Source organism: Paraburkholderia sp., assembly GCF_047605525.1.
In the GTDB taxonomy this organism is placed as follows: domain Bacteria; phylum Pseudomonadota; class Gammaproteobacteria; order Burkholderiales; family Burkholderiaceae; genus Paraburkholderia.
Genome location: NZ_JASGFN010000002.1, coordinates 1 through 14,436 on the forward strand (window position 1 = coordinate 1; position 14,436 = coordinate 14,436).

Genomic DNA, 14,436 nt, shown 5'->3' on the forward strand with positions numbered 1-14,436 from the left:
CGGAGAACGGCTATCTGCAACTCTCCGACGACACGCCCGGCCTCGGCATCACGCTTTCGGACAAGCATCTGAAGGACTTCGACATCATCGAATGAGCTCGCAAGACGAGCCGCATGACAGCAGGGCCAAGGTAGCCCGCGCGGCAGTCAACAGGACGGAGCACGCAAGGTGGTCGCCGGCGCGACCGTGCTTTGTGGGGCCATCGACCTGTACCGCACGCACTGATATCTGAAAGGTAAATCTACGATGAAACCCCGTATTGCAGTCCTTCTTGGCGACCCCGCCGGCATCGGTCCCGAACTCATCGCGCGTTTGCTCGCGCAGCCTGAAAACCGCGCGCGCGCCGATCTGCTCATCATCGGCGACAGGCGCGAACTCGAACACGGCATGGAGATCGCGCAACAGCGTTTCGACTACACCGTGGTCGAGAGCGAAGCCGATGCGAAGCGCGATACCGACGTACCCTCGCTGATCGATTTTCGCCTCGCCGACGACGTGCCCTATGAGCGCGCCGTAGCGACGGAGCGTGGCGGCCGCTACAGCCTCGAAGCATTCAGGAAGGCGCTGGCGCTGACGCAGGACAAACGCACTCACGCGATGATCTTCGCTCCCGTCAACAAGACCTCGCTGCACATGGCGGGTATGGAGACGAGCGACGAGATGGAATGGTTTGCACGGCAACTCGGCTACAGCGGGGCATTCTGCGAGTTCAACGTGCTCGATGAGTTGTGGACTTCGCGCGTCACGTCGCATATGGCGCTCAAGGACGTGAGCGCGCGGCTGTCGGAGCAGCGCATCGTCGGCGCGATCCAGTTGATCGACAGTGGCCTGAAGCGCGCGGGCATCGCGGCGCCGCGGATTGCGGTGTGCGGTTTCAATCCGCATAACGGCGACAACGGCGCATTCGGCCGCGAGGAGCTGGACGTGATCGCGCCGGCTGTCGAGCGTGCACGCGCGCTCGGCTTCGACGCGCAGGGTCCGTTCCCCGCCGATACGATTTTCGTGCGCGCGCGTGACCAGAAGGCGTTCGACGGCGTGGTCACGATGTACCACGATCAAGGACAGATCGCGATGAAGCTGATGGGCTTCTGGCGCGGCGTGACGGTTCACGGCGGCTTGCCGGTGCCGATCACCACGCCCGCGCACGGCACCGCGTTCGACATTCACGGCAAGGGCAGGGCGGACGTCGGCGCGACGCAGAAGGCTTTCGACATCGCCGTGCGCATGGCGCAAGACCGTTTGAGCTGACGCCATATAGATAACTTCAAGGAGACATCGTTCAAATGACTGCATCGACCTATCGCGGCGTGTTCCCCGTCGCGCCCACCATATTCGGCGAAGACGGACGGCTCGATCTCGAAGGCCAGAAGCGCGCGATCGATTTCATGATCGATGCCGGTTCGCATGGCGTGTGCATTCTCGCCAACTTTTCCGAGCAGTTCGTGCTCTCCGACGCCGAACGCGAGGCCGTGCAGCGCACGGTGCTCGAACATGTGGCGGGTCGCGTGCCGGTGATCGTCACGACCACACACTTCGGCTCGCAGATCTGCGCCGAGCGCAGCCGCGCGGCGCAGGACGCGGGCGCCGCGATGGTCATGGTCATGCCGCCGTATCATGGCGCGACGATCCGCGTGAACGAGCGCGGCATCCAGGAGTTCTACCAGCGCGTGTCGGATGCGATCGACATTCCGATCATGATCCAGGACGCGCCGGTCGCGGGCACGCCGCTGTCCGCGCCGTTCCTCGCGAAACTGGCAAAGGAAGTCGAGCACGTGTCGTACTTCAAGATCGAGACGGCGCAGGCTGCTTCGAAGCTGCGCGAGCTGATCGAGCTGGGCGGCGACGCGATCGTCGGCCCGTGGGACGGCGAGGAAGCCATCACGCTGATCCCGGACTTCGATGCGGGCGCGACCGGCGCGATGACCGGCGGCGGCTATCCCGACGGCATCCGCAAGATCGTCGATGCGTATGCGTCCGGCGACACGGAGCAGGCGGCGGAGCTCTATCAGCAATGGCTTCCGCTCATCAATTACGAGAACCGCCAGTGCGGGCTTGCGGCGTGCAAGACGCTGATGAAGGAAGGCGGCGTGATCCGCTCGGACGCGGTACGCCACCCGCTTGCGCCGATGCATCCCAAGGTGCGCGAAGGGCTGTTCAAGGTGGCGCGCAGGCTCGATCCGCTGGTCTTGCGCTGGGGCCGCTGAGCCTCGTTCGAACGCGCGCGCAAACCGTGCGCGCGTCCATCGTCGCTAAAACTCGACCAACATAAAACGCTCGCGATCCGGCGCAGCGTCAGGAGACATCATGACTTCGGCTTTTCCAGGCAGTTCATCGAGCGCGGAGCCATCCGCAATGGCGTTCGACGACGAGCAGCGGCTGTTCCGCAAGATCGCATGGCGCTTTCTGCCGGTGCTGATGCTCGGCTATCTGGCCGCTTCGATCGACCGCGTCAACGTGGGCTTCGCCAAACTGCACATGGCGCAGGCGCTCGGCCTGAGCGACGCGATGTACGGCTTTGGCGCGGGCATCTTCTTCGTCGGCTATTTCTTCTTCGAAGTCCCGAGCAACATGATTCTCTATCGCGTCGGGGCGCGGCGCTGGCTGGCGCGCATCATGGTGAGCTGGGGCGTGGTCTCCGCCCTCATGATGTTCGTGACCACGCCGTGGCAGTTCTATGCCGCGCGTTTCGCGCTCGGCGTGGCCGAAGCGGGCTTCATTCCGGGCGTCATCTATTACCTCACGAGCTGGTTTCCCGCGCACCGTCGCGGGCGCGTGATGGGCGTGTTCTATATCGCGCTGGCGTTGTCCGGGCTGATCGGCGGTCCGGTGTCCGGCTGGATCCTGCAGACCATGCCGGGCGTCTGGGGACTCGCGGGCTGGCAGTGGATGTTCCTGCTCGAAGCGCTTCCGACCATCGCCGTGGCGGGCCTGATCCTCGCCACGCTGGATGACAGGATCGAGGACGCGCAATGGCTCGATGCCGGCGAGCGCGCCAATTTGCTGCGCCTGATGCAGAACGAGGTGCGTCACAAGCCGCATTTGTCGATGCGCGAGATGTTCGCCAATCGCCATCTCGCCATCATGTGCCTGATCTTCTTCGCCAATATCTTCGCGATGTACGGCCTCGGCTTCTGGATGCCGACGCTCATCAGGAACATGGGCGTCGCGAGCGATCTGCGGATCGGCCTGCTGTCCGCGCTGCCGAGCCTGTGCGCGATTCCCGCGATGATCCTGTTCGGCCGCAGCGCGGACCGGCACGGCGAGCGCCGCTGGCATCTGGCCGCGCTGTTCCTGATCGGCGCGGCGGGACTGGCCCTGACGGTGATCTGGCAGCACGAACCCGTGCTCGGCGTGCTTGCGCTGTGCGTGGCGAACTTTGGCATACTCGCCATTCCGCCGATGTTCTGGAGTCTGCCGACGGCGCTTCTGAGCGGCGCGGCGGCCGCGGCCGGGATCGCGCTGATCAACTGCCTCGCCAATCTGTCCGGGTTTCTCGGACCGTATATCGTCGGCTTCGTGAAGCAGATGACCGGCACCAGCGAGGCGTCCATCTGGCTGATGTGCGCCGTGCTCGTCGCGGGTGCGCTGCTGGTGCTGTCGATTCCCGCGCGGCTCGTCAATCGATGAAGCCTGTCGTCGAACATCTCCGAAACGCCACATGAAACCACGCTTTCGAAACAGCATCGGCTTCGACTTGCCGATTCTCGATGCGCATCAGCATTTCTTCGATCTTGCGGACGGTCACTATCCGTGGCTGACCGACGCCTACAACCCGCAGTTCTTTCTCGGCGACTATCACGCGATCTGCCGTGATTTTCTGCCGGCGGATTATCGTGCGGCGACGGCAGGCTTCGACGTGATCGGGACAGTGCATGTCGAAGCGGAGCGCTCGCGGCGCGAGCAGGTCGCGGAGAATGACTTCGTCGCGCGGCTCAACGCGCGCGAAGGCTTGCCGTCCGTCGCGGTCGCGCACGTGTATTTCACCCAGGACGATTGCGTGGAGGTGCTCGCCGCGCACGCGGCCGATCCGCTGGTGCGCGGCGTGCGTTCCAAGCCCGTCACCTCGATGCACGCTCGGGCGAGCGTGCGAGGCGAGCCGGGCAGCATGCAGGACGAGACCTGGCTGCGCGGTCTGGCGATGCTGGCGCGTCACGGCCTGTCGTGGGATCTTCGCGTGCCGTACTGGCATCTGGAGGAAGCGGCGGAAGTCGCGCGCGGCATTCCGGATACGACCATCGTGCTCAATCATCTCGGACTGCCGCTGGATCGCTCGGAGGCTGGGCTCGCTATATGGCGGCGCGGCATGGCCGCGTTGGCCGACTGCCGTAACGTGCACCTCAAAGTTTCGGAACTGGGACTGAAGGATGGCGTGTGGGACAGCGCGAGCAACCGGCGCGTCGTTCGCGAGGCCGTGGAGATGTTCGGGTTCTCGCGCTCGATGTTTGCCAGCAATCTGCCGGTGGGCAGTCTCTCGGCGAGCTTCGAAGAAATGGTCGGCGATGTGCTCGGTGCTTTGCCGGATGCGAGTGAAGCGCAATTGCGGGAGCTTTTCGCGGGCACGTGCCGGCGGGTTTATCGCGTGCCTGCGCAGGGCGAGGTTTTAGACGCTCAACGGCAGTCTTGAACTTGCGTAAAAGAAGAAAAGCGAATTTTCTTCATATATCTACGTCTCTGCACATTCGCATATTGCCGGCGCATTGGCCGTTCATGGAGAACTTCCGGCAAAAGTTTCAGCCTGAAATTTATGACGCTCCCATTTCACTGTCAAACAATTGTCGGAACAGCGTTGCCTTATCCTGACAAACTTGACCGCTATTCCCTGACGCCCGGTTAAGCTATGCTTCACACTGACACCGTCATGACTTGAATTACATTAACCCCAGCGAGAGCTTACGCATGATTACTCTTCGCCATGCCATCAAGATTTTGTGTCCTGTATTACGATCTATCGCGCTCCCTCGTAGACAATACGGCTGCATCGCAAGCAGGCAGAGTGGAAGTGCCATTGTGTCGTCATAACAGGAGGGGCTATGCGTAGACGCAGCTTCCTTGTCTCGTTTGCACTGTTGGCCGCAAGCGTGGCGATGGCTAAAATAAAAATCATCTGGGGTGGTGCGCCGTGGACTGGCAGCGCGTCGCCCCCGCCCCAGCCGGTTATCGCCGATGGCTGGAAATTCTTCACGGCCGACGAAGCGGCTCTCACCGAGGCGATCGCCGATCGTCTCATTCCCGCGGACGACCTGAGCATCGGCGGCAAGGAAGCCGGCTGCGCGGTGTTCATCGATGCGCAGCTTGCCGGCCCATACGGCAAAGGCACCTATCTTTATCTCGACGGCCCGCTGAAACAGGGGCTGCCGCAGGCCGGCCAGCAATTCAGCGAAGGCCCTGGCGCGCGCTGGCGCAAGGGCCTCTCGGCGTTCGAGAGCGCGGTGAAGGTACAGTCCGGCGGCAAGCGCTTCGTTGACCTCTCGGGAGACGCGCAGGACGCGCTGCTTCGCCAATGGGAGGCGGGCACGCTGTCGATGCCGGGCGTCGATGCGAAGCAATTCTTCACTCTTGTGCTGTGGAACGTCCGCGAAGGCTTCTTCTCGGATCCGATCTATGGTGGCAACAAGGACATGGCCGGCTGGAAGATGGTCGGCTTCCCGGGCGCGCTATACGACTTTCGCGACTACATCGACAAGCCTGGGCAAGCGCTCGACATCCAGCCCGTCAGCTTCGTGCGCAAGCAAACCTGACCCGAATCCATGACAACCGCGTAAGCCCATCGGGTTTTCACCGCGGATCCCCCACAATTGAGAAGAAGGAGCGTTCAGCATGGCGCAAAAGCGGCCAAAAGCGGATGCGGTCATCGTCGGCCTCGGCTGGGCCGGCTCATTGATGGCGAACGAACTGACTGAAGCCGGCCTGACCGTCGTCGCGATCGAGCGCGGCAGTTGGCGCGACACGAGCACCGACTTCCCGACGACGATCGACACGGACGAGCTGCGATATGCGCGGCGACGCGAGTTGCTACAGCCGCTGAGCGTCGAGACGATGACATTCCGCAACCGGCCCGACCAGGAAGCGCTGCCATTGCGCGACCTGAACACCTATCAGTTCGGCTGGGGCGTCGGCGGTGCCGGCACGCACTGGAACGGGATGACCTGGCGGTTCCTGCCGACCGACTTCGTCACCTACACGAACACGGTCGAAAAATATGGCAAGAACCGCTTCGTGGAGGGACTTCAGGTACAGGACTGGGGCGTGACCTACGACGATCTCGAGCCGTTCTACGACAAGTTCGAACGGATCGCGGGCACGTCCGGCAAGGCGGGCAACATTCGCGGCCAGAAGATCGAAGGCGGCAACGTGTTCGAGGGGCCGCGCAGCCGCGACTATCCGCTGCCGCCGCTCGCACGCACGCAGGCCGCGCTGCTGTTCGACAAGGCGACCCGCGAGCTCGGCTATCACCCGTTCGCGGTGCCGGCCGGCAACACCTCCGGCGCGTACACGAACACGCTCGGGGTAAAGATGGCGCCGTGCACGTATTGCGGCTATTGCGAATTCTTCGGCTGTGGCAACTGGTCGAAGAGCAGTCCGCAGGCGTGCGTGCTGCCCGCGCTGATGGCACGCAGGAATTTCAGCGTGATTCCGGATTCCGAGGTGCTGCGCGTGAATCTGACGCCGGACAAGTCGATGGCCGTCGGTGTGACCTTGATCGACAAGGACGGACAGGAGTGGGAGCAGCCGGCCGACATCGTCGTGCTGTCCGCGTACCAGTTCGACAATGTGCGGCTGATGCTGCTGTCCGGCATCGGCAAGCCGTACAACCGCGATACCGGCGAGGGCGTGGTCGGGCGCAACTACGCGTACCAGACCATCTCCGGCGCATCGATCTGGCTGAAGGACCAGCACCTGAATCCGTTCATCGGCGCGGGCGCGCTCGCGCAGGCGATCGACGATTTCAACGGCGACAATTTCGACCATTCGGATCACGACTTCATCGGTGGTGGCGTCGCGCTGATTCACTCGACGAATGGACGCCCCATCGGGATGTCCTCAGGCGTACCCAAGGGTACGCCCGCGTGGGGATCCGAGTGGAAGAAGGCGTACCGAAAGGCATATCAGAACTTCAATTCAATCTATGTGATGGGGAACAGCTATCCGCATCGCGACGTGTTCCTCGACCTGGATCCGGTCTACAAGGACCGGCACGGCCAGCCGCTTCTGCGCGTGACGTTCGATTGGAACGAGAACGACAAGCGCTCGGCAAAGTTCATGGCTGACAAGTCGGAGGAGATCGCTCGCGCGATGAACGCCGAGATCATCGAACGCTCCGAGCCGACCGCGGCGCCGTTCACGCCGATGACGAACCTGTCGTCGCACACGACGGGTGGCGCGTGCATGGGCGACGATCCGAAGACGAGCGCGGTGAACAGGTATCTGCAGAGCTGGGATGTACCGAACACGTTCGTCTGCGGCGCGTCGGCGTTCGCGAACAACGGTGGCTACAATCCGACGGGCACGGTCGCGGCGCTGACGTTACACGCGGCGCAGGCGATTCGCGATCAGTATCTGAAAGCGCCCGGCGCGCTGGTCAAGGTGTGAACGATGTCGCACACCCCCACTCAACAACGCAAGCTGTCGGGCGGACGCGCTCGCTACGTCTGGATCGCAATCGCGATACTCGTGATACTCGCGCTGCTGGTGCTGGCGGGACTATTCGCGTGGCGCACCACGCAGCGCAACGCGGACCCCGGCGACGTGGCGATGCTGAAGCTGATCGACGAATACGGGCAGGCGGACGGCAGTGCGCAGACCGATGCGGTGAAGCGCGGCCTGTATCTCGCGCGGGCCGGCGACTGCATCGCGTGCCATACCGCGCAGGGCGGCAAGCCGTTCGCGGGCGGCCTCGGACTCAACACGCCATTCGGCGTGATCGTGTCGAGCAACATCACGCCGGATCCTCAGTATGGAATCGGCAACTGGACCGACGCGCAGTTCCTCGAGGCGGTTAAGCAGGGCGTCGCGCCGCATCACAAGCTGCTGTATCCGGCGATGCCGTACAACCTGTACGCGCGAGTCAGCGATCGCGATCTGCTCGACATCTTCGCTTACCTGAAGACGGTGTCGCCCGTCGCCGAGGCACCGCCCGCGAACCGGCTGCCGTTCCCGTTCAACATCCGCGCGATGATGGTCGGCTGGAACCTGTTGTTCTTCGATCCGACGCCGTTCCGGCCGAATCCGTCCCAGTCGGTCGAGTGGAACCGCGGCGCCTATCTGGTCGACGGTCTCGGCCACTGCACCGCATGCCACAGCGGCAAGAACTTCCTCGGCGGCGATACCGACTATCTGCAAGGCTACGATCTGGAAAACTGGCATGCGCCGGAGATTACCGGTAACCACTACCTCGGGCTCGGCAACTGGAGCGAGGCGGATATCGTCGCGTATCTGCAGACAGGCGGCAATCGCTTCAGCGTCGCGGCCGGCTCGATGGGCGAGGCGGTGAGCAATTCGACGCAGTATCTGACGGCGGGCGACCTGAAGGCGATCGCGTTGTATCTGAAGAGCGTGCCGGGATCGAACCGGGTCGCGCCGCAACCGGTCGCGTCGACGGATCAGATGATGGCGCTCGGCCGTGACCTGTACCAGAGCAACTGCAACGCGTGTCACCGCACCAACGGCGAGGGCGTCGATGCGATGGTGCCGTCGCTCGCGAACAATCCGGGCCTGCGGGCGCCGGGCGCAAACAACGTGATCCGCACGATTCTGGTCGGCGGGCGCGGCGCGGCAACGGCGAGCAACCCAACGAGCGCCCAGATGCCGGCGTTCGCGTGGAAGCTCTCGGATGCCGATACGGCGGCGATTGCGACGTACATCCGTAATAGCTGGGGCAATGCGGCCGACGCGGTCGACGCGAAGCGGGTGGGTGCGTTGCGATCGAGCCTGCACGCGCCCCCGACAATCATTTCGCGCTAACCAATCCCTGGCGCGAAGAGGGAAGACAGCCGCTTCGCTGAGACAGGGGAAGCATTAGCCGGACGTTAAGACGTCCCTCAGTGACGCTGGATGCGCGCTTACTGAACGACGTTGACCGGCCCGTGGTCGTCGCAATGATTGCCATGCGGATGATGCAGGTGACCGTTGACCAGATAGTCGACGTGATCGCCATGAGGCACGGCTTCATGTCCGCAACCAGGACCGTGCACGTGTCCTGGCGCGTGTCCGCCGCACTGGTGATCGGGCGTGCAGCGATCCGGGTTGGTCGCCGTGACTTCCAGACGGTGCTCGTCGACGTGATCACCATGCGGGTGATGCAGATGGCCGTCGTGCAGATAGTCGACGTGGTCCCCGTGCCGGATAGCCGTATGGCCACAGGCTGGGCCATGCTGGTGATCATGATGGGCGTGATGCGGTTCGTTACAGGTTGCCATGGCTTTTCCTTCAGGATGTTGATGGACTACCCCTGCTCGGCGGCGTGTGCCAGAACGCTGTTGAGCAGCGTCAGGACGTGGTCGTCGGACAGGGCATAAAAAACATGTTTCGCTTCCCGCCGCCGCTTCACGAGACGCGCGGCGTGCAGGACCTTCAATCTGGCCGAAACACTTCCCAGCTTCGCCTGCTCGGCTTCAACCAGTTCGGTGACGTTGCGCTCGCCTCGCGACAGCAGGATGAGCAGTCGCAGTCTTGACGGATCGCGTAGCGCATGAAACATTGCGCCCGCCGCCTCGAGCTGGGCGGGCGAGGCGGCAACGGATGGCTGGTCGGGACTGTTGTGACTGGAAGCAGGCTTCATATTCATCAATCAATAGTTCGATAGAATGATAGACGATTCTGCGAGACTGTCAATCGTGTGTAGCGGCGTGGGGTGCAACTGGTTGCGTAGCGGATACGGGCTGGCGTCATGGCCCGGAGCGGGGTTGACGGGTGGGCGCTGGCTTTCTGCTCGCGCATTTTGCCGTCCGCTCGAATTCTGCCGAATCAGGATCGTTTATCCGGAAGGCCGCATGTCGATTCCGTGTCGGGCATACCGGCCGGTCAACCTGGGCATCGTCCTTGGGGGCGTGCAACACGGAGCCGGTCGCGCGGTCGCATGCCGGGGCAGCAGTCAGGCCGACGTCCGGGTGGCCTTGTCGGCATTACGGCTGCGCTGACAGGTTCCGCAGATACCGTTGACCTCGGTCTGACCGCCATCCACTTCGTAGTGTGCCGCGCCCGCTGCCTTGGACAGGGCGCGCTCGAAGCCTTCATCGGCCAGTACCTCCGTCGCCCCGCAGGCCCTGCAAACCAGAAGAATCGTATGGCGGCCTCGCCTGGTGGTCGTCGATACAAAGAAAGTGCTGGTCGCAGCCACACGATTCACTATTCCGATCTTCATCAGAAATTCGAGTGCGCGATACACCGAAGGCGGCGAGGGCCGCCGTCCGACTGAGGGCAGGTCGTTGATGATTTCGTAGGCCGTCGCCCGTCCGCCGCGCTCGAGCAGAAGGCTGAGAACCTGTCGCCTGAGCGACGTCAGGCGCTGGCCGCCCGCTGCACAGCGCCTTTCGAGTGCGTCCAATGTTGTCCTGATGTCTATTGTCGCCATATTGCTTGCCCGCCCGAAGTCTGATCTTTACCGTTTGTAAGTAACGTTATATCATTTCGTCGGCATCATGGTGGCGAATTGCAATGTTGCCGCCCGTCGTGGCGGCGAGGCCTCGATGCTGGTGCCGGGCGCCTCGACCTGCTGATTGCATATGTAATGTTATATCATTTTATTTCGGCGCCCGGTTGATATGACCCTTCCTAGAACAATGACCGTGAACCGAATCTTTCCTCGCTTCTCCGCGCAGGCGTGCCGACTGTCGCCGCTCTCACTGGCGCTGCTGGCTGCTCTGGCGCATGCGCAGTCCCAACAGGCAACCACAGCTCAGGATTCCACTGCTATCCCTGGTGGTTCGCTCGCACCGGTCTTCGTGACCGCCAACCCGCTGGGAAACGCCGAACTGATCGCGCCGGCGACCGCACTGTATGGCGATGCGCTGATCCGCCGGCAGACCAACTCGCTCGGCGAGACGCTGAACGGGCTGCCGGGAGTGTCGACCACGACATACGGCCCGATGGTGGGGCGGCCGATTATCCGCGGCATGGACGGCGACCGTATCCGGATCCTGCAGAACGGAGTGGCGGCGTGGGACGCGTCGTCGCTGTCGTATGACCACGCCGTGCCACAGGAGCCGCTGACCATCGAGCGCGTCGAGATCGTGCGCGGACCGGCGGCGCTGCTCTATGGCGGAAATGCCATCGGCGGGGTGGTGAATACGATCGACAATCGCATTCCCCGTGAACCCATCAGGGGCGTAACGGGCGCCGTCGATGCGAGTTACGGTGGAGCGAACAACGCGCGCGCCGGCGCGGCCCAGATCGAGGGTGGCAATGGCCAGTTTGCATTCCATGCGGATGTGTTCGACCGCGAGACGAGCAAGGAGCGCATTCCCGGTTTTGCCCACTCCGACCGTCAGCGCGCGCTCGATGGTCCGGATGCGGACGAAGCCTACGGCAGCATCCCGAACTCCGATGGCCGGTGGCACGGTGGCGCGGTCGGCGGTTCGTACACATGGGCGGACGGATACGCGGGTCTGTCGTACAACGGCTACGAGGCGAATTACGGATCCGTGGCCGAGGACGACGTCCGGCTGCGCATGCATCAGGACCACGTGGCGTTCGCATCGGAAGTACGCAATCTGCAGGGGCCGTTCTCACAACTGAAGTTCGATTTTGGCTACACGGACTACGAGCACAAGGAAATCGACAACGGCGAAACCAGCACCACCTTCCGTAATCACGGGTATGAGGCGCGGATCGAGGCACGGCACCGCAAGATCGGCCCGTTCGAAGGCGCGGTAGGTGTCCAGCTCAGCCAGAATACGTTCTCGGCGCTCGGTGACGAGGCGCTCGTTCCGACGACGCAGACAACCAACGTCGCGCTGTTCGGGCTCGAGGAATGGAACGTCACCGACGCATTCAAACTCAGTGCGGGGGCGCGCTACGAGCACGTGAAGCAGGATCCGACTGCCGCGGGCAACGAGAAGTTCGCCAGTGCCATGGATCGCGATTTCAATGCCGTCAGTGCGTCGCTTGGCGCGCTGTACAGGTTTGCGCCGGCGTGGTCGGTAGCGGGCAACGTCGCCTACACGGAACGCGCGCCGGCGCTCTACGAGCTTTATGCAAACGGCCCGCACGATGCGACCGGGCAGTACCTGATTGGCAATCCCGATGCGCAGAAGGAGAAGGCGGTCTCGACCGACCTGTCGCTGCGTTTTGAGCGTGGTCCGAACAGAGGCAGCGTCAGCGTGTTCTACAGCCGCTTCAGGAACTATCTGACCGAGTACAACACCGGGCGACTCGTCGATGACGATGATCAGGTGGTCGCGCCCGGCACCGACGATGCATTGAACGAGGCGGTGTATCGCGGCGTACGCGCGGAGTTCTACGGCATCGAGCTTGACGGCAAGTGGCGGGTATTCCAGAAGGGCGCCCACCAGGTCGATATCGAACTGGTCGGCGACTACACGCACGCGCGCAACATGGATAACGATGAACCGCTGCCCCGTATCTCGCCGCTGCGCGCGACGCTCGCGGTGGACTACGGTTACGGTCCGTTCGGCGCCCGTGCCGAAATGGAGCATGCATGGGGGCAGCATCGTGTGCCTGAAGACGATCTGCCGACGGCCAGCTATACAAAACTCGGTCTCATACTGACCTACAGATTCCACGTCGGTACGACGAACTGGCTCGCGTATGTCCGCGGCGACAACCTCACGAACCAGGACATCCGTTATGCGAGTTCGGTTGTCCGGGACATCGCTCCGGAAGGTGGCCGCAGCGTGATGGTGGGGCTGCGCACCACGTTCTGAGCGGGTCGCCGGACGCGCGTCGGCGACAGGTGACGGTAGGCGTCGCGGGTCTCGGGGAACGTCGACGTAGCCCCGGCCGGTATGCGGTCCGTTCCGGCAGTCGCTCCACATAAATGCAACACAGTTGCGTTTATGTATAATCCGGCGGAAGGGGGCATCGACGGTCGATGGCCCCTGGCCGCGGCTGCCGGGATGCGCGGTGTTCGGGCGTGAGCCTGCAATGCTTGCCGCAACGCTCCGCACCCTGCCCGACCGCCCTGGTGCGGGGCCGCGCATTCGATATCCCCCGATACGCAAGGTACACAAGGAGTCATTCCATGGATGCACGACTGCCGGTCACGGTCCTTTCCGGCTTTCTCGGCGCGGGCAAGACCACGCTGCTCAACCATATCCTGAACAACCGCGAAGGGCGGCGTGTCGCCGTCATCGTCAACGACATGAGCGAGGTCAATATCGATGCCGCGCTCGTGCGCGATGGCGGTGCGCAGCTTTCGCGCACCGACGAGAAGCTCGTCGAGATGAGCAACGGCTGCATCTGCTGCACCCTTCGCGAAGACCTGCTGCTGGAAGTCAACCGTCTTGCGAAGGAGGGACGGTTCGACCATCTGGTCATCGAATCGACCGGCATCTCGGAGCCGCTGCCCGTCGCCGAGACGTTCACGTTTGCCGACGAAGGCGGCCAGAGCCTGTCCGACGTCGCGCGGCTCGACACGATGGTCACGGTCGTCGATGCGTTCAACTTCCTGCGCGACTACGGCTCGCAGGACAGTCTGCAGTCGCGCGGCGAGTCACTCGGCGACGAGGACGAACGCACGGTCGTCGATCTGCTGATCGACCAGATCGAATTCTGCGACGTGATCGTCCTGAACAAGGTCGATCTGATCGATGATGCCGGCCGCGAGCGCCTGATGGCGATCCTGCACAGCCTCAATCCGCGAGCCCGGATCGAGATCGCCGAATTCGGCCGTGTGCCGCTCGACCGGGTGCTGGACACGAAGCTGTTCGATTTCGAGGAGGCGTCGAAGGCGCCGGGCTGGCTCAGGGAACTGCGCGGCGAACATACGCCGGAGACGGAGGAGTACGGCATCCGCAGCTTCGTCTGGCGGGCGCGCCGTCCGATGCACCCGAAGCGTTTCTGGGATCTCGTGAACAGCGAATGGCCGGGGGTGGTGCGTTCGAAGGGATTCTTCTGGCTGGCAAGCCGGCCGGCCCATGTGGGATCGTGGTCGCAGGCCGGTGCCGTGTGCCGGCATGGCATGGCGGGGCTGTGGTGGGCAGCCGTGCCGAAATCGCACTGGCCGACCGAACCCGAAGCGGTGGCATTCATCAGGCGTAACTGGGATCCGGATGTCGGCGACGCGCATCAGGAACTGGTACTGATCGGCATCGACATGGACGAGGCAGCGCTGCGCCAGCGCCTCGACGCGTGCCTGCTCACGGATGCCGAAATGGCTCACGGTCCGCAGGCATGGGCCCCGTATGAGGATCCGTTCCCCGCGTGGGGCGGCCGGGTGCCCGAGGAAGCAGGCACGGCATGAGCGCGCGGCCCGGCGAA

Annotated in this window: 12 protein-coding genes; 9 read left to right on the top strand and 3 right to left on the bottom strand. The window is 63.4% G+C overall.

Annotated elements, in window-relative coordinates; translation table 11 throughout:
* Positions 1-246: 246 nt before the first annotated feature.
* The 7 genes from QM685_RS02345 (at position 247) to QM685_RS02375 (ending at position 8,961) form a co-directional block, all read left to right on the top strand.
* Entirely contained in the window at positions 247-1,248 is a 1,002-nt protein-coding gene (locus QM685_RS02345; protein WP_415112333.1) for a 4-hydroxythreonine-4-phosphate dehydrogenase PdxA, read from the top strand.
* A gap of 35 nt (positions 1,249-1,283) precedes the next feature.
* Positions 1,284-2,204, top strand: coding sequence for a dihydrodipicolinate synthase family protein (locus QM685_RS02350; protein ID WP_415112335.1), 921 nt, complete (start codon positions 1,284-1,286; stop codon positions 2,202-2,204).
* A gap of 100 nt (positions 2,205-2,304) precedes the next feature.
* On the top strand, positions 2,305-3,627 hold the full coding sequence (locus QM685_RS02355; protein WP_415112337.1) for an MFS transporter: 1,323 nt from the start codon (positions 2,305-2,307) through the stop codon (positions 3,625-3,627).
* A 31-nt stretch (positions 3,628-3,658) separates the two neighbouring features.
* A complete protein-coding gene (locus tag QM685_RS02360; RefSeq protein ID WP_415112339.1) occupies positions 3,659-4,624 on the top strand; it encodes an amidohydrolase family protein in 966 nt (321 codons plus the stop codon).
* Between the two features lie 460 nt (positions 4,625-5,084).
* On the top strand, positions 5,085-5,738 hold the full coding sequence (locus tag QM685_RS02365) for a gluconate 2-dehydrogenase subunit 3 family protein (protein WP_415112341.1): 654 nt from the start codon (positions 5,085-5,087) through the stop codon (positions 5,736-5,738).
* Positions 5,739-5,817: 79 nt separating this feature from the next.
* Positions 5,818-7,590: a GMC family oxidoreductase gene (locus tag QM685_RS02370; RefSeq protein ID WP_415112343.1), complete on the top strand. Its 1,773-nt coding sequence runs from the start codon at positions 5,818-5,820 to the stop codon at positions 7,588-7,590.
* A gap of 3 nt (positions 7,591-7,593) precedes the next feature.
* On the top strand, positions 7,594-8,961 hold the full coding sequence (locus QM685_RS02375) for a c-type cytochrome (protein ID WP_415112345.1): 1,368 nt from the start codon (positions 7,594-7,596) through the stop codon (positions 8,959-8,961).
* A gap of 98 nt (positions 8,962-9,059) precedes the next feature.
* On the opposite strand, the gene QM685_RS02380 is transcribed toward QM685_RS02375, so the two are convergent.
* The 3 genes from QM685_RS02380 to QM685_RS02390 form a co-directional block, all read right to left on the bottom strand.
* Positions 9,060-9,416: a hypothetical protein gene (locus tag QM685_RS02380; protein ID WP_415112347.1), complete on the bottom strand. Its 357-nt coding sequence runs from the start codon at positions 9,414-9,416 to the stop codon at positions 9,060-9,062.
* Between the two features lie 26 nt (positions 9,417-9,442).
* The gene (locus tag QM685_RS02385) at positions 9,443-9,778 is read right to left on the bottom strand and encodes an ArsR/SmtB family transcription factor (RefSeq protein ID WP_415112349.1); all 336 of its coding nucleotides are present in this window, start codon (positions 9,776-9,778) and stop codon (positions 9,443-9,445) included.
* Between the two features lie 312 nt (positions 9,779-10,090).
* Entirely contained in the window at positions 10,091-10,543 is a 453-nt protein-coding gene (locus QM685_RS02390; RefSeq protein WP_415112351.1) for a Fur family transcriptional regulator, read from the bottom strand.
* Positions 10,544-10,778: 235 nt separating this feature from the next.
* On the opposite strand from QM685_RS02390, the gene QM685_RS02395 reads away from it, so the two are divergent.
* Positions 10,779-12,881 (top strand): TonB-dependent receptor, encoded by a 2,103-nt coding sequence (locus QM685_RS02395; protein WP_415112353.1) that lies wholly within the window; start codon positions 10,779-10,781, stop codon positions 12,879-12,881.
* A gap of 317 nt (positions 12,882-13,198) precedes the next feature.
* Positions 13,199-14,419, top strand: coding sequence for a zinc metallochaperone GTPase ZigA (zigA, locus tag QM685_RS02400; RefSeq protein WP_415112355.1), 1,221 nt, complete (start codon positions 13,199-13,201; stop codon positions 14,417-14,419).
* The last annotated feature ends 17 nt before the right edge of the window (positions 14,420-14,436 follow it).